Genomic DNA, 23,842 nt, shown 5'->3' with positions numbered 1-23,842 from the left:
ATCAAAAATGCCTCTTGCGCTTGACTGACAAGCGCGAGCAGCTATCAAAAAAGGAGTAACCACCATGTTGGACGACGACATCAAGCAGCAACTGGCCGCCTACCTCGAGCGCGTGAAGGAGCCGTTCGAGATGGTGGCCAGCCTGGACGACGGCGAGTCGTCGCAGGAACTGCGCGAACTGCTGCAGGAAGTGGTGAACGCGCGCCCCGACATGATCACGCTGCGCACTGACGGCGCCGACGCGCGCAAACCCTCGTTCACGCTGGCGCGCCCCGGCAGCGGCACGCAGCTGCGCTTTGCCGCCATTCCCGGCGGTCATGAATTCACCAGCCTGATCCTGGCCCTGCTGTGGACCGGCGGCCACCCGCCCAAGGTCGAGGCCGATACGCTGGAACAAATCAAGGCGCTGGACGCCGATCTCGACTTCGAGATCTACATGAGCCTGTCGTGCCACAACTGCCCCGACGTGGTGCAGGCGCTGTCGCTCATGTCGATCTACAACCCGCGCATCAAGACCACCATCATCGATGGCGGCCTGTACCAGAACGAGATCGAAGCGCGCGAGATCATGGGCGTCCCCACCGTGTTCCTGAACGGCCAGTTCTTCGCCAACGGCCGCATGAGCGTGGAAGAAATCCTGCAGAAGGTGGACACCGGCGCCGCCAAGCGCGACGCCGAACGCCTGAGCGCCAAGGCCCCGTTCGAGGTGCTGATCGTCGGCGGCGGCCCTGCGGGCGCCGCGGCGGCGATTTATGCCGCACGCAAGGGCATCCGCACCGGCGTGGTGGCCGAGCGCTTTGGCGGTCAGGTCAACGACACCATGGAAATCGCCAACTACCCCGGTATCCCCGAAACCAACGGCCCCGCCTACGCCGCGCAGCTGGAAGCGCACGTGCGCAACTACGAGGTCGACATCATGAACACGCAGCGCGTGGCCGAACTGGTGCCGGCGGCTGAAGCGGGCGGCCTCATCACCGTCAAGCTCGACAACGGCGGCACGCTGCAAAGCCGCACCGTCATCCTGGCCACCGGCGCGCGCTGGCGCAACGTCAACGTGCCGGGCGAGCAGGAATACAAGACCAAGGGCGTGGCCTACTGCCCGCACTGCGACGGCCCGCTGTTCAAGGGCAAGGACGTGGCCGTGATCGGCGGCGGCAACTCGGGCGTGGAAGCGGCGATCGATCTGGCCGGCGTGGTCAAGCACGTGACCGTGCTGGAATTTCTGCCCGACATGAAGGCCGACGCTGTGCTGGTCAAAAAGTTGCGCAGCCTGCCCAACGTCACCATCCACACCAACGCGCAGACGACCGAAATCACGGGCGCCAGCGGCAAGGTCAACGGCCTGAAGTTCAAGCACCGCGCCGACGGCACCGATGCCAGCGTCGACCTGGAAGGCGTGTTCGTGCAGATCGGCCTGGTGCCCAACACCGAGTTCCTGAAGGACGTGGTCACCCGCAGCAAGTTCGGCGAGATCGAAATCGACGCCCGCGGCGCCACCAACGTGCCCGGCGTCTTTGCGGCGGGCGACTGCACTACCGTGCCCTACAAGCAGATCGTGGTGGCCGCCGGCGCGGGTTCGACGGCGGCGCTGAGTGCGTTTGATTACTTGATTCGCACACCAGCACCCGACGCGATGGAACGGTCAGCTCAAGAGATGATCGCGGCCTGAGCAGAATATCTGCCGCCATCCCATCCGCTGCCAATGCGCGTCACGAGCGGAAGGTGCAGCGTCAGCGGCGCCGACGCAACTGACGCGCACCCGCGCCGGCGGCGAGCAGGCCCAGCAGCCACAAGCTCCATTCGCTGACCGTGGGCACGGCGGAGACCGCCGTTGCATCGTCGTCGCGGACGGTCACCGTCGCGCTGCCGGTGGCGCCGACGGCATACGGCGCATCGGCGGCCGGGGCTGCCAATGCCAGTGTGGCCTTGGCTGACCCATCGCCAGCCACCGTGTTGGGCGCGGCCACGATCTTGCACGACGGCGCGCTGGTCGCCCCCGCGGGAATCGTGACTTGCGCCGGACAGTCCGTGGTGTAGCGGTCGCTCGCAGCAGGCAACACCAGCGGAATCGTCAGCCCACCTTCGAGCGCGGGCGCGTCCGCGCTGACGGTGCACACAGCGACATTGTTCGCCGAGTCGGCCAGGTTGGCCGGTGTGCATGAAACGCTGACGCTGGGCGTATAGCAATACGCGTCGAAGGCGGCAGCGAAGCCGGTTTTCATGCGGCCGCTCGCATCGGTCTTGCCCTGCACGAAGAACGTCAGGACGTTTTCACCCGCTTTCCACCCGGAATTCAGCGCCACCGTGCCCGCCGTACTGCCGATGGACCAGGTGTCCGCCGTCAGTGGCGATGCGAGGACACTGCCGCTGCTCAACGCGTCGCGGTAGACGCCGATCAACTGCTCCTTGGCGCGATACCGCATGGTCACCCGCAACCTGGCCGCGTCTGCCGCCGTGGGCACATAGATACCCACCGGGAACAAGATGTATTCGGGCGGGTCGAGATCGTTTTCCCAGGCTTGGTAAATCCATTGCGAACCGGAGGGCGGAGCCGCCCAGTTGATCGTTTCCGTCTCGGGCACCAGCGACGCGGCGGCGCCACGCATGTGCAAGTCCATGTAGGGCAAGCCGAGCAAGGGCACTTCTTCCGGGCCGGCACTGCCGGACTGCATGCCCGGGTTGTTGCCTGAATTCATCTGAGCGGCAGCGGCTGAGGCATTCGCACAGGTCAGCGGTATGCCAGGCGCGGCCGCCACTTCGATCAAGTTGCCGTCCTCGTCCGTGTAGCTGTACGCCGGATGGCCGAAGATCGCGAACGCGGGCGGATCGGGCTGCGCCAGCACGACTGCGGGCGACAACGCCCCAGCGGCCACACTGCCTGCGAGCATGAGCCTGCCCAAACCAACCGCTTTACGTGCCCAAGCTTTGCGTCGCATACCCGCACTCCGTTTGATGTTTGACCCGAGGGGCGCCCCAGCCGATCAGCCATCCCAGCCCGGCGCTCCAGGCGGAGAGTTTACGTGTTGACGCGAACTATTCGGTACATTTTATGAAGGGAAAGACAACCAAAGCGTGTCGCTTTTCACGGCCGTTGTTCACTGATGCGCACGCTTTGGCCAAGCCCCGCGCCGCGCCATGCCCGATGTTGACGCCAGGCACCCGGTGTCGTTTTGGCTCTGAGGACTACACCCCCACGTCCACCACCACCCGCCCGCGCACCTGCCCGGCCAGCAGGCGGGCGGCCACGGCGGGCGCGTCTTCCAGCGTGATCGTCGCGGTGTTCGCCGCCAGCACTTCGGCCGGCAGTTCGGCGGCCAGGCGCGTCCACGCCTCGGCGCGTCGCGCGTAGGGCGCCATCACGCTGTCCACCCCGGCCAGCGTGACGCCGCGCAAGATGAAGGGCGCCACCGTGGTGGGCAATTCCATGCCTTGCGCCAGTCCGCAGGCGGCTGCCACGCCGCCGTAGTGCAGGCTGGCGCAGACGTTGGCCAGGGTGTGGCTGCCGACGCTGTCGACGGCGGCGGCCCAGCGCTCTTTTTGCAGCGGCTTGCCGGGTGCGGACAGCGTGGCGCGGTCGATGACTTCGGCCGCGCCCAGCGATTTCAGGTGCGCCTCCTCATCCAGCCGCCCGGTGCTGGCGTGCACGGTGAAGCCCGCGCGCGACAGCAGCGCGATGGCGATGCTGCCGACGCCGCCGTTGGCGCCGGTGACCAGCACCGGGCCGCGGTCGGGCGTGACGCCCTGCGCCTGCAGCGCCATCACGCACAGCATGGCGGTGTAGCCGGCGGTGCCGATGGCCATGGCGCGCTCGGCCGTCATGCCGGTGGGCAGGGGCAGCAGCCAGTCGGCCTTGACGCGGGCCTTCTGCGCCAGGCCGCCCCAGTGCGTTTCACCGACGCCCCAGCCGTTCAGCAACACGGCATCGCCGGCGCGGTAGCGCGCATCGCTCGATTCGATGACGGTGCCCGCCAGGTCGATGCCCGGCACCATGGGCCAGGTGCGCACCACCGGGGCCTTGCCGGTGATGGCCAGGCCGTCCTTGTAGTTCAGCGTCGAGTGCGACACCTGCACCAGCACCTCACCGGGCGGCAGTTGCGCGTCGTCCAGCGACGTCAGCGCGGCTTGTGTCTTGCCGTCGTCGGATTTGGTGAGCAGCAGGGCCTTGAACATGGGTATCTCCGCAGAAGGATGGTGGTTGCGCCCTACTATACGGCGATGCCTGACCACCCCTGCATCGACTTCGGCGCGGCCGCGCCCGCGCTGGCGCACGCGCTGATCGGCGCGACGCTGCTGGTCGATGGCGTGGGCGGCGTCATCGTCGAGACCGAGGCCTACGACGGCGACGAACCCGCGGCGCACAGCCATCGCGGCCCCACGCCGCGCACCGCGGCCATGTTCGGCCCACCGGGGCATGCCTACGTGTACCGCAGCTACGGCATCCACTGGTGCCTGAACTTCGTCTGCCGTGAAGCGGGTCACGGTGCGGGGGGTGCTGATCCGCGCGCTGCAGCCCACGCACGGGCTGGACACCATGCGCGCACGCCGCGGCCTGACCGACGAGCGGCTGCTGTGCGCCGGGCCGGGGCGCGTCGGCCAGGCGCTGGGCATCACGGCAGCGCACTACGGCCTGTCGCTGTGCGAGGCACCGTTTGACGTGCGGCCCGCGCCGGCCGACGCGCCGGTGCAGGTGCTGACCGGCCCGCGCATCGGCATCAGCCACGCGCAGGACTTGCCCTGGCGCTTTGGCCTGGCCGGATCGCGCTATCTCAGCCGCCGGTTCTGACGCGCGCCGCGGTCGTAGGCGCTATCCCACAGGCCGAAGGGCCGACGACCGATGGCGATGGCGTCTCCGGTCCCGAGAATGAGGGCAACGCCTTCCAATAGCCAAGCCCCACCCATGAACACACGTCTTCGCCCCTTGTTTGCCACGGCCGGTGCGGCTCTGCTGGCCGCCGCCATGGCCGGTTGCAGCAGCGGGCCATTTGCCAGCAAGTCTGCCGATGGCCGCTACTTCCAGTACCTGACGACGGATGACAAGGTCACGGCCGAATATGCCACGCCCGACGGGGCCACCTGCCAGCGCCACCTGGCCAACCTGAAGCGCGGCAACGCGCATGGTGGTCCTGAGGCGGGCCGCTGCAGCGCCACGTCGATGGCCGCGCAGTTGCCCGTCAACGCCGCGGTGCGCGACAGCGCCGGCGCCGACTACACCTTCCGCTTCGGCTCGCTCGACCAGTGCCGCCGCATGATGCAGGCCATCGCCTCCCAGGGCACCGTGACGCGCGCATGCCAGTGACCCGTCGCTGAACCGTTGCGGAATGGTGATCCGCCGCCGCGACATACCGAACCCCACCGCAGCCTCTCCTCATCCCTCCCTTCCTCCTCGGCTGCGGTCTTCAAGGCGATGTCCCACCCCTTTCCGGTGGCACATCGCCTTTTTTTGATCTAACCGGCCCTGGGCGCTGATGGGACGGCGTCTTCAGCTATCGATCAGATAGCAACATGAATTCTGCTCATCGTCCTACAGCCACGCCAGCGCGCGCCATGCACAATGGCTTGGACATTCAGATCAACCTCCTATTCACCACAGGACCTTGACCCATGACCCTTCAGGACACCCTCGCCTTCATGCCCGGCCACGACGGTTTGCAGCCCGGTGAAAGCGCCCGCGGCCGCGTGACGTCGGTGCTGGAATTCCGCGCCGGAGACGGCCCGATGATCCAGATCCAGCCCGACTACCAGCTGTCGCTGGAGCGCGCGCCGCAAAGCATGGTGATCAGCTGGCAGGAAGACGGCCAGCCCATGAACGCCGCGATCCCCGTGGTCGAATTCAACCAGTTCATCGACGCCAAGCAGATCGTCATCGAGCGCTGAACCCGCACCATGCTGGGTCACTTCGAGCGGCTTCTTCCCCCCTACCCCGACCCCGAGCCAGGACTGCCCCCCCAAGGGCTTCCTGGCTTTTGTGTGGAGCGCGACCAGCGGGCTGCGCGGCTACGTCGGCCTGCTGGCGGCGCTGTCGGCCGCGACGTCGGTATACGACGCGTGGCTGTTTGCCGTGCTGGGCCACGTGGTCGACTGGCTGGGCAAGACCTCGCCAGACCACCTGTGGTCGACGCACGGAGGCACCCTGTGGCTGCTGACGGGCGTGCTGGTGGCGTCGATCGGCCTGGTGGCGTTGCAGACCATCGTCAAGCACCAGACGCTGGCCATCAACTTTCCGCTGCGCCTGCGCTGGAACTTCCACCGCCTGATGCTGGGCCAGAGCATGGCCTTTTACGCCGACGAATTTGCCGGCCGCATCACCACCAAGATCATGCAGACGGCGCTGGCCGTGCGCGACATGATCTTCACCACCACCGACGTGGTGATCGGCATGGGCGTGTACATGGTCACCATCCTGCTGCTGGCGGCGGGCTTCGACGGCTGGCTGGTGCTGCCCTTTCTGCTGTGGGCCATTGCCTATGGGCTGGCGTGCTGGTGGTTCGTGCCGCGGCTGGGCAAGGTCAGCCGCGCACAGGCCGATGCGCGCAGCGTGATGACCGGGCGCATCACCGACGCGTACACCAACATCGCCACCGTGAAGCTGTTTTCGCACACCCGGCGCGAGGCACAGTTTGCCCGCGCGGCGATGGAAGACTTCAAGCACACCGGCTACGCGCAGATGCGGCTGGTCAGCCAGTTCGAGGCCGTGAACCACGCGCTGATCGTGGCGCTGATCCTGGGTGCCTGTGGCAGCGCGCTGTGGCTGTGGTCGCGCGGCCAGGTGGGCACCGGCGCGGTGGCGGCGGTTACCGCCATGGCGCTGCGCCTGTCGGGTATGAGCCACTGGGTGATGTGGGAAATGACCAGCCTGTTCGAAAGCGTGGGCACCATCCAGGACGGCATCAACACGCTGTCGCGCCCGCGCGCGGTGGTGGACGCGCGCGATGCACGCCCGCTGGAGGTGACGCAGGGCGAGGTGCGTTTCGACCACGTCACTTTCAGCTACCGCGACGGCGCGCCGCCGGTCATCGACGACCTGCAACTCACCATTCGTCCGGGCGAGAAGATAGGGCTGATCGGCCGCTCGGGCGCGGGAAAGTCCACGCTGGTCAACCTGCTGCTGCGCTTTCACGATGTGCAGGGCGGCCGCATCCTCATTGACGGGCAGGACATTGCCCATGTCACGCAGGACAGCCTGCGCCAGGCCATCGGCATGGTGACGCAAGATACGTCGCTGCTGCACCGCGCCATGAGCGAGAACATCCTCTACGGCCGCCCCGACGCCACGCCCGACGAGATGCGGGCAGCGGCGCAGCGCGCGCAGGCCGACGAGTTCATCCCGCAGCTGACCGACCCGCAAGGCCGGCAAGGCTACGACGCCTACGTGGGCGAACGCGGCGTCAAGCTGTCGGGCGGGCAGCGCCAGCGCGTGGCCATTGCGCGCGTGATGCTGAAGGACGCGCCGATCCTGCTGCTGGACGAAGCCACCAGCGCGCTCGACTCGGAGGTCGAGGCCGCCATCCAGCAAAGCCTGCACGAACTGATGAAGGGCAAGACGGTGATTGCGATTGCGCACCGGCTGTCGACCATCGCGGCGCTCGACCGGCTGATCGTGCTGGACCGCGGCCGCATCGTCGAAGAAGGCACACACGCGCAGTTGCTGGCGCGCCAGGGCCTGTACGCCGGGCTGTGGGCGCGGCAGAGCGGCGGTTTTCTGGGCGAATCGGAATAGCGGTCGACTGCCCCGTCGATGCGGCCAATGCTACATTTTATATAGCTATCAGCGCTTTATTGGCAAGCGCAAGAGCCGCTTTTCAATCAGAACGAGCAGTCCTGGAGCGCCGCGTGGCGCGACCGTCCCACCACGACACCAGCCCCATGGCCACAAACCCCGCGGGCACGCCGAACACGCCGGCCGACACCGGATGGATGCCCCACCACAGCCCGCCCGGCGGCACGCCCCACCACGCGCGCACCGACGCCGCCGAAAAGAGCATGTAGCCCAGCGTCAGGCCCGCGCCCGCCAGCATGCCGGCCACGGCCCCGCGCCGCGTGGCGCCGCGCCAGAACAGGCCAAGCACCATCGACGGGAAGAAGGTGGCCGCCGCCAGCGAGAACGACGCCGTCACCAGCAGCAGAATCTCGGCCGGCTTCAGCGCCGCCACCGTGGCCGCCAGCATGGCGGCGGCCAGCAGCATGAACTTGGACAGGATCACGTGGTTGTCCGTCACCCGCACCTGGCCGTCGGTGATGGGCATGGCGTCGTGCACCAGCGCGTTGCTGATGGTCAGCAGCAGCCCATCGGCGGTGGACAGCGCCGCCGCCAGCCCGCCCGCCGCCACCAGGCCCGACACGACGTAGGGCAGCCCGCCCAGCTCGGGCGTGGCCAGCATGATCATGTCGGCGCCGAGGCGGATTTCGCCGAACTGCAGGATGCGGTCGCCGTTGATGTCCTGCACCGAAATCAGGCCCGGATCGACGCGCGCCCACTGCGCGATCCAGTGCGGCAACTGGTCAAAACTGCTGCCCACCAGCCCTTGCATGATCTCGTACTTGACCAGCACCGCCAGCGCCGGGGTGCTGATGTAGAGCAGCGCGATGAAGAACAGCGACCACGCCACCGACCGCCGCGTGTCGGCCACGCTGGGCGTGGTGTAGAAGCGCGTCAGCAGGTGTGGCAGGCTGGCGGTGCCCACCATCAGGCAGAACATCAGCGCCATGAAGTTGAGGCGCGAGTGCTGAAACTCGGCACGCTCGGCGGGCGAGCCGTCGGGGTCGCCCGAAAACGCCTGGCCGTGGCGCGGCAGCCCGCCCAGCGGTTTGGCGCGTTCCAGCGATTCGTTCATGGCGCGCGTCCACAGTTCGCGGGCGCTGGCTTCGTCGCGCGGCAGCGCCGCCAGCTCGCGCCGCGCCGCCATCACCAGCGAAAAGTCCACGCCCTGCGCCTTCAGCATGCGGATGCGCTCGTCCAGCTGGTCGCGTTCGGTCGCCAGCGCGGCGGCGGGGTCGCGCAAGCGCGCTTCGTATTCGCGCGCGCGCTGCACATAGGCCGCTCGCACCTGCTGCTCGGACTTGGAATCGATCAGCGCCTGCTCCAGCCGCTCGATCTTGGGCAATTGCTCGCCATAGGCCAGCGGCGCCAATGGCGTGCCGAGCTGCTTGTACGCCAGCCACGACACGGGGATCAAGAACGCCAGCAGCAGCACCACGTACTGAACCACCTGGGTCCACGTGATGGCACGCATGCCGCCCAGAAAGCTGCACAGCAGCACGCCGCCCAGGCCCAGCAGGATGCCGATCTCGAACTGCACGCCGGTCAGGCGCGAGGCGATCAGGCCGATGCCGTAGATCTGCGCCACCACGTACATGAACGAACACGCCACGGCCCCCAGGGCCGCCAGCAGGCGCGGCCCGCGGCCGCCAAAGCGCACGGCGTAGAAGTCGGGCACGGTGTAGAGCTGCATGGCGCGCAGGCGCGGCGCAATCAGCACCGCCACCAGGCAGAAGCCGCCCGTCCACCCCAGCACGTAGGCCAGCCCGCCGGGGTGCGCCGCGGTGCCCGAGAAGCCCTGCAGGTACAGCGCCCCGGCCAGGCTGATGAACGAGGCCGCGCTCATCCAGTCGGCGGCGGTGGCCATGCCGTTGTACATGGGTGGAATGCGGCGCCCGGCGACGTAGAAGCCCTCGGGGTCGGTGGTGCGCGAATAGATGCCGATCACCGCATACACCATGACCGACAGGAACAGGAAGATCGGCCCGATCCAGCCGCGCGACAGGCCCTTGCGCTCGGCCCAGTACATCAGCAGCAGAAAGGCGACAAAGCCGACGACGAAAAGCCCGATGTTGCGGTGCAGCCGCCGCACGTAGCCGGGCGCGGAGTCGGCCAAGTCAGTCTTCCTCAGCCGCGGGGGCCGACGCTGCCGGCGCGGCGCGCCGATTGGCCCACCACGCAAAAAAGCCCACGATGCCCAGGAACACCAGCACCGCGCCCTGCGCCGCCAGCCAGTAGTTGACCGGCCAGCCGCCCAGCACCTGGTCGAGGTCGCGCGCGAAGAAGGCGACGCCGAACGACGCCGCCGCCCACAGCGCCAGCAGCGCCGCGCGCAGCCGCCAATGGCCGCCGTCGACTTCGTCGTGTGGGTCGGACGGCGGCGCGGCCATGGTCGATGTGCGCGGGCGGCTACTGGGCCAGCAATGTCCAGGTGTCGATCACGCTGTCGGGGTTGAGCGAGATCGAGGCGATGCCTTCGTCGGCCAGCCAGCGCGCGAAGTCCGGGTGGTCGCTCGGCCCCTGCCCGCAGATGCCGACGTACTTGCCCTGCGCCTTGCAGGCCTGGATGGCACGCTGCAGCATCGCCTTGACGGCCGGGTCGCGCTCGTCGAAGTCGGCCGCCAGCAGTTCCATGCCGCTGTCGCGGTCAAGGCCCAGCGTGAGCTGCGTGAGGTCGTTGGAGCCGATCGAGAAGCCGTCGAAGAACTGCAGGAACTGATCGGCCAGGATGGCGTTGCTCGGCACTTCGCACATCATCACGACCTTGAGGTCGTTCTGGCCGCGCGCCAGGCCCCTGTCGGCCAGCAGGCCGGTCACGCGCTCGGCCTGCCCCAACGTGCGCACGAACGGCACCATGACCTGCACGTTGGTCAGGCCCATTTCGTCGCGCACGCGCTTGAGCGCTTCGCATTCCATGGCAAAGGCTTCGCGGAAGTCGTCGCTGATGTAGCGCGCCGCGCCGCGAAAGCCGAGCATGGGGTTTTCTTCTTCGGGCTCGTAGCGGCTGCCGCCGATCAGCTTGCGGTATTCGTTGCTCTTGAAGTCCGACAGGCGGACGATGACCGGCTTGGGCCAGAAGGCGGCGGCGATGGTCGCGACGCCTTCGGCCACCTTGTCCACGTAAAAGGCGCGCGGCGAAGCGTGGCCGCGCGCCACGCTTTCGACCGCCTTCTTCAGATCGCCGTCCACGTTGGGGTAGTCCAGGATGGCCTTGGGATGGACGCCGATGTTGTTGTTGATGATGAATTCCAGCCGCGCCAGGCCCACCCCTTCGTTGGGCAGTTGCGCAAAATCGAAGGCCAGCTGCGGGTTGCCGACGTTCATCATGATCTTGGTGGCAATCGGCGGCATGGCGCCGCGCTGCACCTCGGTCACTTCGGTTTCAAGCAGGCCGTCGTAGATGTGGCCGGTATCGCCCTCGGCGCAACTCACGGTGACCAGCGTGCCGTTTCGCAGGCGCGACGTGGCGTCGCCGCAGCCCACCACGGCGGGGATGCCCAGTTCGCGCGCGATGATGGCGGCATGGCAGGTGCGGCCGCCGCGGTTGGTGACGATGGCGCTGGCGCGTTTCATCACCGGCTCCCAGTTGGGGTCGGTCATGTCGGTGACCAGCACGTCGCCGGGCTGCACCTGGTCCATCTGGCTGATGTCGCTGACCAGACGGACCGGGCCGGTGCCCACCTTCTGGCCGATGGCCCGGCCCTCGGCCAGAACCGATCCGGTGCTCTTGAGTTTGTAGCGCTGCTCGGTCTTGCCGGCCTGCTGGCTCTTCACCGTCTCGGGCCGCGCCTGCAGGATGTACAGCTGGCCGTCGCCGCCGTCCTTGCCCCATTCGATGTCCATCGGGCGGCCATAGTGCTGCTCGATGACGAGCGCGTAGCGCGCCAGCTGCTCGATGTCGGCATCGCTCAGCGAATAGCGGTTGCGCTGCTCGGCCGGCACGTCCACGGTCTTGACGAGCTTGCCGCTGGCGGCCTTCTCTTCGGGCGTGGCAAACACCATCTGGATCAGCTTCGACCCCAGGTTGCGGCGGATGACGGCGCGCTTGCCTGCGGCCAGCATCGGCTTGTGCACATAGAACTCGTCGGGGTTGACCGCGCCCTGCACCACCGTTTCGCCCAGGCCGTAGCTGCTGGTGATGAAGACGACCTGGTCGAACCCGCTTTCGGTGTCGATGGTGAACATGACGCCCGCGGCGCCCAGGTCGCTGCGCACCATGCGCTGCACGCCGGCCGACAGCGCCACCACGTCGTGCGCGAAGCCCTTGTGCACGCGGTAGCTGATGGCGCGGTCGTTGTAGAGGCTGGCGAACACCTCCTTCATCTTGTGCAGCACGTCGTCGATGCCGACCACGTTGAGGAAGGTCTCCTGCTGGCCGGCGAACGAGGCGTCCGGCAAATCCTCGGCCGTGGCCGACGAGCGCACGGCGAAGCTGGCCTGCGCGTTGCCCGCGCTCAGCGTGGCAAAGGCGTCGCGAATTGCGGCTTCAAGGTCCGCGGGAAAGGGTTGAGCCTCGATCCAGCCGCGAATCTGCGCGCCGGCTTCGGCCAGCGCGCGCACGTCTTCGGTGTCCAGCGTTTTAAGACGCTCGCTGATGCGCTCGGCCAGGCCGTCGTGCGCCAGAAACTGCCGGAATGCGTGCGCCGTGGTGGCAAAGCCCGTGGGCACGCGCACGCCCTGCGGCAACTGGCTGATCATCTCGCCGAGGCTGGCGTTCTTGCCGCCCACCGCCTCGACGTCGGTCATTCTCAGTTTCTCGAACGGCACGACCAGGGCGGTCGGCTCGAATAATGCAGACATGGGGAAGCTCCAGAGTTTGAAAAACAGAGCGGCCTGGTGCGCCTGCGCACCAGGCGGCGCGGTGGCGTGTCGGACCCTGGCGTGGCGCTGCCGTGGGATTTTTCTTGTACGGGGCAGGCCAGCGGGTGCGGCAAGGTTCGCATAATGGGCCTGATTGTAGGGTTGCACCTGTGTTTTTGACCGATACCTCGCCCACCATGCCCGACCGCACCGTCTTCTTCGTTTCCGATGGCACCGGCATCACCGCCGAGACGTTCGGCAACGCCATCCTGGCGCAGTTCGACTTCCAGCCGCGCCGCGTGCGCCTGCCCTTCATCGACACGCCCGACAAGGCGCACCAGGCAGTGCGCCAGATCAACCACGCGTTCGAAGTGGAAGGCAAGCGGCCGGTGGTCTTCACCACGCTGGTGGACATGGAGATCCTGGGCATCATCCGCGCCTCGTGCCGCGGCATGCTGCTGGACATGTTCGGCACCTTCGTGGCGCCGCTGGAGGAGGAGATCGGCATCAAGAGCCACCACCGCGTGGGGCGCTTTTCAGACGTCAGCAAGTCGCAGGCCTACCACGACCGCATCGAGGCCATCAACTTCAGCCTGGCGCACGATGACGGGCAAAGCAACCGCGACCTGGAGGCGGCCGACGTCATCCTGATCGGCGTCAGCCGCAGCGGCAAGACCCCGACCAGCCTGTACCTGGCCATGCAGCACGGCCTGAAGGCGGCCAACTACCCGCTGATCCCCGAAGACTTCGAGCGCCGCCAGCTGCCGCCGGCGCTGGTGCCGCACAAGAAGAAGATATTCGGGCTGACCATTGCGCCCGACCGCCTGTGCGAAATCCGGTCAGAGCGGCGGCCGCATTCGCGCTACGCCAGCATTGAAAACTGCCGCATGGAAATCAACGAGGCCGAGGCCATGATGCGCCGCAGCGGCATCCGCTGGCTGTCGACCACCACCAAGAGCATCGAGGAAATCGCCACCACCATCCTTCAGGAGGTGCGGCCGGAGCGGTTGAGCTATTGACCCGCGGGCCGACCAAGCCCCTTTTTTGCTATCTTTAATATAGCTTCATGCGCCTGCTGACAAAGCGCCAGCCTCGGATTTGATCGAATTTCCGATCAAAGCCCCAGTGCCGCCAACCCCGCCTTGGCGACCTGCGTGTCTTCGGCCGGCTTGGCGCCGCTGATGCCGATGGCACCGATGCAGTGGCCGTCCTTCATGATCGGCAGGCCACCTTCCAGCATGCCGTCGAGCGGCACCGACAGAAACGCGGTGCGGCCGCCGTTGATCATGTCCTCGTAACCCTTGCTTTCGCGCCGGCCCAGCGCCGCGCTGCGCGCCTTGCCGGGGGCGATGTGCGCGCTGACCGGCGCCGCGCCGTCCATGCGGTGAAGGTGCAGCAGGTGCCCGCCGTCGTCGGCCACGGCGATGGTCAATGCCCAGTTCTGCTTCAGCGCTTCGGCTTCGGCGGCGGCCACCATGGCACGGACATCGGCGGCTTCGAGGTAGGACTTGGTTTTCATGCGAGCGGCTCCATCATCAAGGACTGTCGAAAAGCCAAGCATAGCCGGCCGTCGACCGCGTCACAGGACCTGGCTTTTTTTCAGCAAATATCGAACCGTCACGGGAATTTTTTGCCCCACGGGGTATCTACGTACAATGCGCCGGACGGCTGCCACCGGGCGGCCAGGGCGCTGACAACCACAGGAGAACCCACCGCATGAACGACCGATCCACCACCCTGGCCTACGGCGACGCCGCGCACGGCGGCCTCGCGTCACAGGAGCAGCGCAACCGCGTGCTCCGCAACACCTACTGGCTGCTGGCGCTGAGCCTGCTGCCCACGGTGCTGGGCGCCTGGATCGGGGTATCGACCGGCATCACCCGCAGCCTGAGCGGCGGCCTGGGCCTGATCGTCTTCCTGGGCGGCGCCTTTGGCTTCATGTTCGCCATCGAGAAGACCAAGAACTCGGCCGCCGGCGTGCCGGTGCTGCTGGCCTTCACCTTCTTCATGGGGCTGATGCTGTCGCGCATGATCGCGATGGTGCTGGGCTTCAAGAACGGCTCTGAACTGGTGATGACCGCCATGGGCGGCACCGCCGGCGTGTTCTTCGTCATGGCCAGCCTGGCCAGCGTCATCAAGCGCGACCTGTCCGGCATGGGCAAGTGGCTGTTCGTCGGCGCGCTGGTGGTCTTCGTTGGCGCCATCGTCAACGTGTTCGTCGGCTCCGCCGTCGGCATGATGGTCATCAGCACGCTCGTCATCGGCGTGTTCAGCCTGTACATGCTGTACGACCTGAAGCGCATCATCGACGGCGGCGAGACCAACTACATCAGCGCCACGCTGGCCCTGTACCTGGACCTGTTCAACGTGTTCCAGGGCCTGCTTGCCCTGCTGGGCCTGGGCGGCAGCAACGACTGAGGCACCGCCACCACCCAAAAAAGGGGCACGCGTTGCCCCTTTTTTGTCGCCCGCCGCAGCCCGCACCATCGGTGCGCGGGCACGGAATGCCTTATAATTCACGGTTCTCGACGGTGGCTGTAGCTCAGTTGGTAGAGTCCCAGATTGTGATTCTGGTCGTCGTGGGTTCGAGTCCCATCAGCCACCCCAGTCAATACTAGGAAGCCTGCTATGTAAAGCGTAGCGGGCTTTTTTGTTGGCGCTCGGTGAAACGCTCCTCTGCCTGGGATTGGCCGTCTGCCCGAACGTCAAAGCCGGCTCTGCTGATCATTTCCGGGAAAGCCAGGCTCTGCTGCTCGACCATAAAAAATGCCAGTCAGCGCGTGGCTGACTGGCATCGACCGAAATGACGATTACGTCGTGACCGGGTTTCAGCGCGACGCAGCCCCTGCTGCCGGCTGGGCGGCAGCGGTGGTGGTCGGCAGCGCGTTGGGCACGAGGATTTCGGCCTTGTAGCGGGCCTTCAGCATGTCGTAGTAGCTGCGCGCTTCGGCCACGCCCCACAGTTGTTCGTAGCGGGCGCGAATCTGCTTGACCAAGTCGGGGGTCTGTTCGGCGCGCGGCAGCACTTTGTCGACGCGCGCGATGGCGTACCCATCACCACCCAGGTCGACGCCGACGAAGGCCGGCAGCTTGGTGGGGTCGGCACGCAGGACGGCTTCGACCAGCGCGGCGGGCTGGCCCTGCGCCTCTTCGCGCGACAAGGTCAGCGGCGCGCCCAAGCCGGTGGCGGAGGCGGGCTGCGCGGTCCAGGCTTTCAGGCGGTCCTGACCTTGCTGCCGTGCCATCTCGGCGCCGCGCTGCTGGATGAACGCGGCGCGCACTTCGTTCTTGACCTCGGCCAGCGGACGGGCATGGGCGGGCGAGTGCGACACGATGCGGCCGGACGCCAGCTGGTTACCGCCCAGGTCGGTGGCTTCGGTGTTGCGGTGCTTGGAGACCGAATCCGGCGCAAACAGCGCGCTGAGGAATTTCGGGTTGGCCAGCGGGCCGGTGGCGCCCTGCGCCGGGCTGCGCGTGACGTTTTCAACGCGGTGCACGGTGAGCTTGAGCTTGTCGGCCATCGGCTTGAGGCTGTCGGACTGCTCATAGACGCCATTGCGGAATTCTTCGGCCATGTCGCTGAACTGCTTCTGGGCGGCCTGGGTGCGGAACTGGTCTTCGAGCTTGGCGCGGACCTGCTCGAACGGCGGCACCGCCGCCGGCTGGATGCCCGTCACCTGCACGATGTGGTAGCCAAACGGGCTCTCGACCACGTCGCTGAGGTCGCCGACCTTGGCCAGGGCGAACGCAGCCTGCGAGATGACGGGGTCAACACCCTTGGCGCGCTGGAAGCTGCCCAGGTCGCCGCCACTGGGCGCGCTGACGTCGTCCTGGGACGATTTGCGCGCAACGTCGGCAAACGTGGCCGGCGCCTGGCGCAACTGCGCCAGCAGCGCGGTGGCGGCGGCCTTGGCCTTCTCGCGGTCGGCGGCGGGTGCGTCCTTGGGTGCGGCGATCAGGATGTGGCTGGCGCGGCGCTGCTCGGGTGTCCCCAGGGTCGCGGCGTTCTGGTCGTAGTAGGTGCGAAGGTCCTGCTCGCTGACATTGACGGATTTCTTCACGCTGTCCAGGTCAAGCAGCAGGTATTCGACCGTGGCGGCTTCGGGCGCCTGGTAGCGGCCCAGGTTGGCCTGGTAGAAAGCCTGCAGGTCGGCGTCGGTGGGGTTGATCCGGGCCGCGAATTCGGCGGGCGCAAAGCGCGCAATGCTGGCTTCTCGGCGCTCCAGGAAGGCGTTCATGCCCACGTCGACCTGCGCCTGGCTGGCAAAGCTGGTGTTGATCACGCCTTCGAGCACCTGGCGCGAGGAGATTTCGTGCCGCACATTGGCCTCGAAGCCCTCGGGCGTCAGGCCCTGGGCGGCCAGCAGCTGGCGGTAGCGGTCCATGTCCAGCGTGCCGTCGGCCCGGCGCAGCCCGCTGATGGTGGGGTCGCGTTCCAGGTCGGCCGCCAGGCGCGCGTCGGTGGCCATCAGGTGTTCGTCCGCGGCGGCAGCGGCCAGCACGCGTTCGCGCACCAGGCGTTCTAGCGTGGCACGCTTGAGCGAGGGCGAATCGAGCAGCGCGACGTCCAGCGTCGGGTTGGTGGCGCGCAGGCGATCGGATTCGAGCCGGTGCGCGTTGTCCCATTCGGCCTGGGTGATGGGCTTGCCATTGACCACGGCCACCTTGCCGGCGCTGTCGTTGAAGCGCGTGTAGCCTTCGATACCAAACAGCATGAACGACGGGATGATCAACAGAAACAGCACCCCCCATGATGAGCTTGGTGTGCCGGCGGATGAATTCGAACATGCGGTGACTCTTGCTTTGTGCCGTTGCGCTAAAAATGAAAAAGGCGAACCGGGGTTCGCCTTTGCTGCAACTGGTAGGAGGTGTGGTGGGTGCTAACGGGGTCGAACCGCTGACCTACGCCTTGTAAGGGCGCCGCTCTACCAACTGAGCTAAGCACCCTCCTGATCTGACAGCCGACAAATCAGTTCAGCGCGTCCTTCAGCGCCTTGCCGGGACGGAACTTGGGCACCTTGGCGGCCTTGATTTTAATCGTAGCGCCCGTGCGCGGATTGCGACCCGAGCGAGCGGCGCGCTTGCCCACGGCAAAGGTGCCGAAACCCACCAGCGACACGGTGCCGCCCTTGCGCAGCGTGGTCTTCACCGCGCCGATGGTCGCCTCCAGCGCGCGCGTGGCGGCGGCCTTGGAAATGTCGGCGTTCTTGGCGATGTGCTCAATCAGCTCGGTCTTGTTCACGTAGGTGCCCTCTCTCAAGAGATTCAAGAATTCGGATAGTGACTTCGGTGGAAGTTGGCGGCTGCCGTACCCTTTTGTCAGCTTGACCCGCGACAGGATGGCTGATGGGAATCGGGGGCCTTGATGCCCGGCCACCCTCGACAATCAAGGTCAGCGAGCGTTGAATTCTAGTCGCAATTACCCCCCCTGCAAGCCGGTATCTACCCTGCTTGTGCGTCAGCGCAACAACGACGTGAATTTTCTTGCATCCGACGGGACATCGCGCCGGCGCTCGCTCAGACGATCCCGCGTCGTCAGCTGCGGCGCTGCGGCCGCACCACCAGCGCCACGCCAAAGGCCGTCAGCGCAATGCCGACGATGGTGGTCAGCGTGATGGGTTCGCCAAACAGCAGCCAGGCCATCATCGCTGTGGTGGGCGGCACCAGGTACATCAGGCTGCTGACCGTGGTGGCCGCGCCGCGCTGGATCAGCAGGTACAGCAGCGAGCTGCCGCCCAGCGTCAGCCCCAGCACCGACCAGGCCATGGCACCGGCCGACTGCGCGTTCCAGCGGAAGGCTTCGGGCTCCAGCAACGCCAGCGGCGCCGTGACCAGCGCCGCCGCCAGCAACTGCACCGTATTGGCCGTGCGCACGTCGCAGGGCTTGACGAAGCGCTTCTGGTACAGCGTGCCCGCCGTGATGCACACCAGCGCAAACACCGCCCACGACAGGTTCACCGCCGTGACGTGGTCGCCCACCTGCCCATGCGTCAGCTTGCGCCACACCACCAGCACCAGCCCGGCAAAGCCCAGCAGCAGACCGAGCCACTGGCGCGAATTGACGCGCCCTGCCCCCGTGCCGATGGCCGACAGCCAGATCGCCGTCAACACCGGCTGCACGCCCACGATCAGCGCCGACAGCCCCGACCCCATGCCGCCCTTGACCGCCGCCCACACGCCGCCCAGGTAGCCGCCGTGCATCAGCGCGCCTGTCACGCCCAGGTGCAGCCATTCCGCGCCCGTCTGCGGCCAGCGCACCCGCGCGATGGCGATCCAGACGCCAAAGCAGGCGATGGACAACAGATAGCGGTACAGCAAAAAAGTGAACGGCGGCGCATGCGGCATGCCGTAGCGCGCCACGATGAAGCCGGTCGCCCAGATCAGCACGAACACCGCCGGCATCCAGCGAATCAGCCGCGCTTGACGATCCGAATCAAGCGCCACGCCGCCCCTCCCCACAATCCATACTCAGGGCTGCGCAGCAAGCCCGTTCAAAAGGCCGCGGAGCAGGCCACGCCGGAACGCCGTGGAGCGGGCTTGGCCCGGCCACTGGCGTTGTCCCCCTGGGGGGAAGACGCCGCAGGCGGCTCAGGGGGGGACGTCATTTCACTCTTGCCCGGATCTCCGGCAACGCCTTCTGCAGGTAGTACACCATCGACCACACCGTCAGCACCGCCGCCACCCAGATCAGCACATTGCCCCACCAGCGGGTATCGATGACGCCCAACACGCGCCCGTCGTACAGCAGGAAGGGGATGGCGACCATCTGCACCGTCGTCTTCAGCTTGCCCAGCATGTGCACGGCGACGCTCTTGCTGGCGCCGATCTTGGCCATCCACTCGCGCAGGGCCGAGATGGCGATTTCGCGCCCGATGATGATCAGCGCGACGAACACGTCGGTGCGCTGCAGATGCACCAGCACCAGCAGGCTGGCACAGACCAGAAACTTGTCGGCCACCGGGTCCAGGAACGCGCCGAACGAGGACGTCTGGTTCAGCTTGCGCGCCAGAAAGCCGTCCAGCCAGTCCGTCCACGCGAAAACCACGAACATCACCGTCGCCAGCAGGTTGGCGGTGGCCGGCTCCAGCTTCAGGTAGAACACCCCCACGATCAGCGGAATCGCGACGATGCGCGTCCAGGTCAGCAGCGTGGGCACGGTGAAGAACATGGCGGCGATTGTGGCATGCGGGCGCAAACCGATGGCAAAGGCGTGAAGCTATTATTTTGATAGCTTCATGCGCTTGCCCGTCCTGCGCGGAAGGCACTTTTTTCTTGAAACGTGGGCGCCCTAGGAGTCTGCGCGGCAGAAGGTGCGTCGGCTGCAACGCGCGAGAAAACGGTCCATCGCGGGGCTACCTCCGGCGCCCATAGCTCGGCTATGGGCTTGTCGGTATCGCCGCGCTGTCCTCGTTTTTCGCACGTTTCGCTTCGACGCCTTCTACCACGCAGACTCCTAGGGAAGCTCTGCGCAATGCACATTGAGATGTGCTGATGGCGTCCAATCGATCTGAGATGCTGCTTCGAGCCGCTGCGCAGTGACATCGTTGCCTTCGCGGGCCGGTTTTGAGGCCTTTCGGCCACCTGCAGGCGGACTCATGCCTGCAGGCCCATCAAGGCTTTGCGCGCCATCCACAGATTGGACAGCGCAAACAGCGTGTGCAGTTGCGCCGTGTTCTTGGCCAGGCCCCGATAGCGCACCTTCACATAGCCGAACTGGCGTTTGATCACCCGAAACGGGTGTTCGACCTTGGCCCGGATGCTGGCCTTGATGCGTTCGAGTTGCTCGGTCAACTCGTCTTTCAGGCGGCCGTGATCCAGCAATTTGCGCTTGCCCGGGCGCATGGCGATGTTCCAGCGCACGCCGGCCTTGGCATCGGGCCGCTTGTCGGCGCCCAGGTAGCCGGTATCACCCCAGGCTTGGACTTCCTCGCCGTGCAGCAAGGTATTGGCCTCAACCACATCATTGACGCTGCCCGCCGTGCCGCGCACGGTGTGCACAAGGCCTGAGTCGGCGTCCACACCGATGTGGGCCTTCATGCCGAAATACCACTGGTTGCCCTTCTTGCTTTGCTTCATCTGCGGGTCGCGCTGGCCCGAGGCGTTCTTGGTCGAACTCGGGGCGGCGATCAGCGTGGCGTCCACCACGGTGCCGGCGCGCAGCAGCAGGCCCTTGGCGCCCAGCAGTTCATTGACCAGCGCCAGGATCTGGGCGCTGAGCTTGTGGTCTTCGAGCAGGCGGCGGAATCGAAGGATCGTGGTTTCGTCGGGTACGGCCGTATCCCAGTTCAGGCCCGCGAACTCGCGAAACAGCGGCACGTCGTGCAGCGCTTCTTCCATGGCTGGATCACTCAAGCCGAACCATTGCTGCATGAAGTGAATGCGCAGCATCGTCTGCACGGCAAAGGGCGGGCGACCCCGTCTGCCTTCAGGTGCGTAGGGCGCGATCAGTTCCACCAACGCCGCCCACGGCACCACGCGTTCCATCTGCGCCAGGAACTCGCGCTTGCGCGTGCGCTTGGTGGTCAGGTTCAGACCCAGCTCGGCTTGCTTCATGGCGGCGATTGTGGCTCGAAATCGCAACGCTCAGCACATCGCAGGACGAATTACGCAGACCTTCCCTAGTGCAACGCGCGGTAGATTTCCTCGGCCAGCGCGCGCGATATGCCGTCCACCGTCGCCAGGTCCTCCACGCTGGCGGCTTCCACGCCGCGCACGCCGCCAAAGCGCTGCAGCAGCCGCGCCCGCTTGCGCGGACCCACGCCGGGAATCTCCTCCAGCCGGCTGCCGCCCACGCGCACCTTGGCGCGCTGCGCGCGCATGCCGGTGATGGCAAAGCGGTGGGCCTCGTCGCGGATCTGCGCGATCAGCATCAGCGCCGCCGAATCCCGGCCCAAATACACCTTCTCGCGCCCATCGGCAAACACCAGTTCTTCCAGGCCCACCTTGCGGCCCTCGCCTTTTTCGACGCCGACGATCAGCGACAGGTTCAGGCCCAGGCGCTCGAACACCTCGCGTGCCATCGCCACCTGCCCCTTGCCGCCGTCGACCAGCACCAGGTCGGGCATGCGCGCGGCGCGGGTCAGCGCCTCGGCGTCGCCCTGCTCGTGCAGCGCCTCGGCGATCTTGCCGTAGCGGCGCTCCAGCACCTGGCGCATGGCGGCGTAGTCGTCACCGCCGGTAATGCCTTCGATCTTGTAGCGCCGGTACTCGCCGCTGGCCATGCGGTGGCCCTGAAACACCACGCAGCTGGCCTGCGTGGCCTCGCCCGCCGTGTGGCTGATGTCGAAGCATTCGACGCGCAGGTCGTCCAGGTTCTCGACCCCCAGGTCCAGCGCCTCGGCCAGCGCGCGGGTGCGCGCCTGCTGTGAGCCTTCCTCGGCCAGCAGGCGCGCCAGTTGCAGCGCGGCGTTCTGCGTGGCCATCTCCAGCCACACGCGGCGCTGGCCGCGCGGCGCATGCGTGGCGGTGATCTTGCAATCCTCCTTGTCGCACAGCGCCTTCAGCAGCGACGCGCTCACCGGCTCGCTGGCGATCAGCTGCGACGGCGCCGGCACGTTCAGGTAATGCTGGGCGATGAAGGCGTCGAGCACCTGCGCCTCCACCGTGGGCAGCTCGTCGTCGCCGCGTTCGGCGGCGATGGCGTGCGCGTCTTCCACATGGCTCGGAAAGTACGCGCGGTCGCCCAGGTGCCGCCCGCCGCGCACCATGGCCAGGTTGACGCACGCGCGCCCGCCCTGCACCTTGACGGCGAGGATGTCGACGTCCGCGTCGCCGCCGACCTCGACCGCCTGCTGGTGCAGCACGCGCGACAGCGCCGCGATCTGGTTGCGGATGTCGGCCGCCTGCTCGAACTCCAGCACCTCGGCGTGCGCCATCATGCGCTGCTCCAGCTTGTGCAGCAGATCCTGCGTTTCGCCGCGCAGAAACTGCTCGGCGTGCGCCACGTCCGCGGCGTAGTCGGCTTCGCTGATCAGCCGCACGCACGGCCCCGTGCAGCGCTTGATCTGGTACAGCAGGCAGGGCCGCGTGCGGTTGGCGAACACGGTGTCTTCGCAGGTGCGCAGGCGAAACACCTTTTGCAACAGCTGAATGGTTTCCTTCACCGCCCACGCGCCGGGGTAGGGGCCGAAGTAGCGGTGCCGCTTGTCCGTGCTGCCGCGGTAATAGGCCATGCGTGCGTAGGCCTCGGGCCGCGGCGGGCCGTCCGCACTGTCGCGCGCGTGGCCGGTGCCGGTGATCTTCAGATACGGATAGCTCTTGTCGTCACGGAAGAGGATGTTGTACTTGGGCGCCAGCTGCTTGATGAGGTTGTTCTCAAGAATCAGCGCCTCGGCCTCGCTGCGCACCACCGTCGTGTCCAATCGCGCGATCTTGCCCACCATGTGGCCGATGCGCGTGCCGCCATGGTCGCGCGCAAAGTAGCTGGACACGCGCTTCTTCAGGTGCCGCGCCTTGCCCACGTACAGCACGTTTCCGCTCTCATCGTAATAGCGGTAAACGCCCGGCAGGCTGGGCAGCGCAGCCACCTGGGCCAGCAGCTCGGGGCTGTGGCGCGGCGTGTCGGCCGTCGGCGGCACGGGGTCGTTCTGCGGCCCGGTCACGCCCCGGCCCTCCGGTCCGGTGCGGGAAGGCGCGCGATCTGCCGATCGTGCAGGCAACTGAACAGCGCCAGCGCCGCCACGGCGCCCAGCAGGGCAAAGGCCATGTCCGACTGCGTGTCCCACGGGTCACCCTGCGTGCCCAGGAATTCGTCGGCGCCCTGCCCCAGCATCACCGCCGCAGCCCACTCGATCAGCTCGTACGTCGCGCTGAACGCCAGCACCACGCACACCACCAAAAAAGCCAGCATCCTGCGCCCCTGCACATAGCCGCCGCGCCGCAGAATTTCGCGCGCCAGCAGCGCCGGCACGAAGCCCTGCATGAAGTGGCCCAGCTTGTCGTACGGGTTGCGCTGCAGGCCGAAGGCGTCCTGCACCCAGAAGCCCGCCGGCACCCTGGCGTAGCTGTATTGCCCGCCCACCATCAGCACGACGCAGTGCCAGAAGATGAAGAAGTAGAGCAGGCTGGTGAGCGGATACCGGCGCTGCGTGGCCGCCATCAGCGGCAGCGCGACCCACACCGGAAAGGTCTCCAGCGCCCAGGTCAGGCGGTCGTGCGTGTGCGCGAACGTCCACGCCAATACTGCCAGCAAGGCCAGCGCAGCGGCGGCGAGCGAGGGACGGCGCGGATCGGCAGTGGTTGTCGGCATGGCGTCGGTCGGTTCGATGAGCAGGCGCTTGGGCACAA

18 protein-coding genes, 2 tRNA genes and 2 pseudogenes are annotated in these 23,842 nt (G+C 66.9%); 8 read left to right on the top strand and 14 right to left on the bottom strand.

Annotated elements, in window-relative coordinates:
- Positions 1-64 precede the first annotated feature (64 nt).
- A complete protein-coding gene (gene ahpF, locus R0D99_RS06230; protein ID WP_317750511.1) occupies positions 65-1,669 on the top strand; it encodes an alkyl hydroperoxide reductase subunit F in 1,605 nt (534 codons plus the stop codon).
- A gap of 61 nt (positions 1,670-1,730) precedes the next feature.
- On the opposite strand, the gene R0D99_RS06225 is transcribed toward ahpF, so the two are convergent.
- Both R0D99_RS06225 and R0D99_RS06220 read right to left on the bottom strand, forming a co-directional pair.
- Positions 1,731-2,936 (bottom strand): IPTL-CTERM sorting domain-containing protein, encoded by a 1,206-nt coding sequence (locus R0D99_RS06225; protein ID WP_317750510.1) that lies wholly within the window; start codon positions 2,934-2,936, stop codon positions 1,731-1,733.
- A gap of 247 nt (positions 2,937-3,183) precedes the next feature.
- Positions 3,184-4,170 (bottom strand): MDR family oxidoreductase, encoded by a 987-nt coding sequence (locus tag R0D99_RS06220; protein WP_317750509.1) that lies wholly within the window; start codon positions 4,168-4,170, stop codon positions 3,184-3,186.
- A 45-nt stretch (positions 4,171-4,215) separates the two neighbouring features.
- On the opposite strand from R0D99_RS06220, the pseudogene R0D99_RS06215 reads away from it, so the two are divergent.
- The 4 genes and pseudogenes from R0D99_RS06215 to R0D99_RS06200 all read left to right on the top strand — a co-directional run bounded on the left by R0D99_RS06215 (position 4,216) and on the right by R0D99_RS06200 (position 7,717).
- Positions 4,216-4,783 (top strand): annotated as a pseudogene (locus R0D99_RS06215) (DNA-3-methyladenine glycosylase).
- 114 nt (positions 4,784-4,897) lie between these two features.
- On the top strand, positions 4,898-5,296 hold the full coding sequence (locus tag R0D99_RS06210; protein ID WP_317750508.1) for a hypothetical protein: 399 nt from the start codon (positions 4,898-4,900) through the stop codon (positions 5,294-5,296).
- A 305-nt stretch (positions 5,297-5,601) separates the two neighbouring features.
- On the top strand, positions 5,602-5,874 hold the full coding sequence (locus R0D99_RS06205; protein ID WP_317750507.1) for a hypothetical protein: 273 nt from the start codon (positions 5,602-5,604) through the stop codon (positions 5,872-5,874).
- Between the two features lie 9 nt (positions 5,875-5,883).
- Positions 5,884-7,717 (top strand): annotated as a pseudogene (locus tag R0D99_RS06200) (ABC transporter ATP-binding protein).
- 82 nt (positions 7,718-7,799) lie between these two features.
- On the opposite strand, the gene R0D99_RS06195 reads toward R0D99_RS06200, so the two are convergent.
- The 3 genes from R0D99_RS06195 to ppsA are packed head-to-tail and all read right to left on the bottom strand — an operon-like array spanning position 7,800 to position 12,556.
- Complete coding sequence (locus R0D99_RS06195) at positions 7,800-9,872, bottom strand: VC_2705 family sodium/solute symporter (RefSeq protein WP_317750506.1); 2,073 nt, start codon at positions 9,870-9,872, stop codon at positions 7,800-7,802.
- Position 9,873: 1 nt separating this feature from the next.
- Positions 9,874-10,146: a sodium/substrate symporter small subunit gene (locus R0D99_RS06190; RefSeq protein WP_317750505.1), complete on the bottom strand. Its 273-nt coding sequence runs from the start codon at positions 10,144-10,146 to the stop codon at positions 9,874-9,876.
- 19 nt (positions 10,147-10,165) lie between these two features.
- Positions 10,166-12,556, bottom strand: coding sequence for a phosphoenolpyruvate synthase (gene ppsA, locus R0D99_RS06185; protein ID WP_317750504.1), 2,391 nt, complete (start codon positions 12,554-12,556; stop codon positions 10,166-10,168).
- 197 nt (positions 12,557-12,753) lie between these two features.
- Here ppsA and R0D99_RS06180 point away from each other — a divergent pair, with 197 nt between their 5' ends.
- Complete coding sequence (locus tag R0D99_RS06180; RefSeq protein WP_317750503.1) at positions 12,754-13,575, top strand: pyruvate, water dikinase regulatory protein; 822 nt, start codon at positions 12,754-12,756, stop codon at positions 13,573-13,575.
- Positions 13,576-13,670: 95 nt separating this feature from the next.
- Here the strand turns inward: R0D99_RS06180 and R0D99_RS06175 are convergent, their stop codons facing one another.
- Positions 13,671-14,075: a heme-binding protein gene (locus tag R0D99_RS06175; protein WP_317750502.1), complete on the bottom strand. Its 405-nt coding sequence runs from the start codon at positions 14,073-14,075 to the stop codon at positions 13,671-13,673.
- Positions 14,076-14,272: 197 nt separating this feature from the next.
- Between R0D99_RS06175 and R0D99_RS06170 the strand changes: the two genes are divergently transcribed.
- The gene (locus R0D99_RS06170) at positions 14,273-14,974 is read left to right on the top strand and encodes a Bax inhibitor-1/YccA family protein (protein WP_317750501.1); all 702 of its coding nucleotides are present in this window, start codon (positions 14,273-14,275) and stop codon (positions 14,972-14,974) included.
- A 113-nt stretch (positions 14,975-15,087) separates the two neighbouring features.
- A tRNA-His gene (locus R0D99_RS06165) sits at positions 15,088-15,163 on the top strand.
- Between the two features lie 221 nt (positions 15,164-15,384).
- Here R0D99_RS06165 and R0D99_RS06160 read toward each other — a convergent pair.
- The 8 genes from R0D99_RS06160 to R0D99_RS06125 form a co-directional block, all read right to left on the bottom strand.
- Positions 15,385-17,301, bottom strand: a complete 1,917-nt coding sequence (locus R0D99_RS06160; RefSeq protein ID WP_317750500.1) for a SurA N-terminal domain-containing protein — start codon at positions 17,299-17,301, stop codon at positions 15,385-15,387.
- 126 nt (positions 17,302-17,427) lie between these two features.
- Positions 17,428-17,503 (bottom strand) — tRNA-Val (locus tag R0D99_RS06155).
- A 22-nt stretch (positions 17,504-17,525) separates the two neighbouring features.
- The gene (locus R0D99_RS06150) at positions 17,526-17,798 is read right to left on the bottom strand and encodes an HU family DNA-binding protein (RefSeq protein WP_124862790.1); all 273 of its coding nucleotides are present in this window, start codon (positions 17,796-17,798) and stop codon (positions 17,526-17,528) included.
- 293 nt (positions 17,799-18,091) lie between these two features.
- Entirely contained in the window at positions 18,092-18,958 is an 867-nt protein-coding gene (locus R0D99_RS06145; RefSeq protein WP_317751017.1) for a DMT family transporter, read from the bottom strand.
- Positions 18,959-19,157: 199 nt separating this feature from the next.
- Positions 19,158-19,724: a CDP-diacylglycerol--glycerol-3-phosphate 3-phosphatidyltransferase gene (pgsA, locus tag R0D99_RS06140; RefSeq protein WP_317750499.1), complete on the bottom strand. Its 567-nt coding sequence runs from the start codon at positions 19,722-19,724 to the stop codon at positions 19,158-19,160.
- Between the two features lie 425 nt (positions 19,725-20,149).
- Entirely contained in the window at positions 20,150-21,109 is a 960-nt protein-coding gene (locus R0D99_RS06135; protein WP_317749534.1) for an IS5 family transposase, read from the bottom strand.
- Between the two features lie 65 nt (positions 21,110-21,174).
- Positions 21,175-23,157: an excinuclease ABC subunit UvrC gene (gene uvrC / locus R0D99_RS06130; protein ID WP_416365976.1), complete on the bottom strand. Its 1,983-nt coding sequence runs from the start codon at positions 23,155-23,157 to the stop codon at positions 21,175-21,177.
- Positions 23,154-23,804 (bottom strand): DUF2238 domain-containing protein, encoded by a 651-nt coding sequence (locus R0D99_RS06125; protein WP_317750498.1) that lies wholly within the window; start codon positions 23,802-23,804, stop codon positions 23,154-23,156. Before R0D99_RS06125 ends, uvrC begins: the two co-directional genes overlap by 4 nt.
- Between the last annotated feature and the right edge of the window lie 38 nt (positions 23,805-23,842).

This window comes from Ottowia sp. SB7-C50 (assembly GCF_033110285.1).
GTDB lineage: Bacteria > Pseudomonadota > Gammaproteobacteria > Burkholderiales > Burkholderiaceae_C > Ottowia.
This window is presented reverse-complemented; position numbering and strand designations above follow the sequence as displayed.

What these genes read in the sequence shown, in the direction of transcription:
- R0D99_RS06180 (WP_317750503.1), top strand. Translation starts at nt 12,754, where the DNA reads ATGCCCGACCGCACCGTCTTCTTCGTTTCCGATGGCACCGGCATCACC.
- R0D99_RS06220 (WP_317750509.1), bottom strand. Translation starts at nt 4,170, where the DNA reads ATGTTCAAGGCCCTGCTGCTCACCAAATCCGACGACGGCAAGACACAA.
- R0D99_RS06135 (WP_317749534.1), bottom strand. Translation starts at nt 21,109, where the DNA reads ATGAAGCAAGCCGAGCTGGGTCTGAACCTGACCACCAAGCGCACGCGC.
- ahpF (WP_317750511.1), top strand. Translation starts at nt 65, where the DNA reads ATGTTGGACGACGACATCAAGCAGCAACTGGCCGCCTACCTCGAGCGC.
- R0D99_RS06170 (WP_317750501.1), top strand. Translation starts at nt 14,273, where the DNA reads ATGAACGACCGATCCACCACCCTGGCCTACGGCGACGCCGCGCACGGC.
- R0D99_RS06190 (WP_317750505.1), bottom strand. Translation starts at nt 10,146, where the DNA reads ATGGCCGCGCCGCCGTCCGACCCACACGACGAAGTCGACGGCGGCCAT.
- R0D99_RS06210 (WP_317750508.1), top strand. Translation starts at nt 4,898, where the DNA reads ATGAACACACGTCTTCGCCCCTTGTTTGCCACGGCCGGTGCGGCTCTG.
- R0D99_RS06175 (WP_317750502.1), bottom strand. Translation starts at nt 14,075, where the DNA reads ATGAAAACCAAGTCCTACCTCGAAGCCGCCGATGTCCGTGCCATGGTG.
- ppsA (WP_317750504.1), bottom strand. Translation starts at nt 12,556, where the DNA reads ATGTCTGCATTATTCGAGCCGACCGCCCTGGTCGTGCCGTTCGAGAAA.
- R0D99_RS06225 (WP_317750510.1), bottom strand. Translation starts at nt 2,936, where the DNA reads ATGCGACGCAAAGCTTGGGCACGTAAAGCGGTTGGTTTGGGCAGGCTC.
- pgsA (WP_317750499.1), bottom strand. Translation starts at nt 19,724, where the DNA reads ATGTTCTTCACCGTGCCCACGCTGCTGACCTGGACGCGCATCGTCGCG.
- R0D99_RS06125 (WP_317750498.1), bottom strand. Translation starts at nt 23,804, where the DNA reads ATGCCGACAACCACTGCCGATCCGCGCCGTCCCTCGCTCGCCGCCGCT.
- R0D99_RS06145 (WP_317751017.1), bottom strand. Translation starts at nt 18,958, where the DNA reads ATGCCGGCGGTGTTCGTGCTGATCTGGGCGACCGGCTTCATCGTGGCG.
- R0D99_RS06205 (WP_317750507.1), top strand. Translation starts at nt 5,602, where the DNA reads ATGACCCTTCAGGACACCCTCGCCTTCATGCCCGGCCACGACGGTTTG.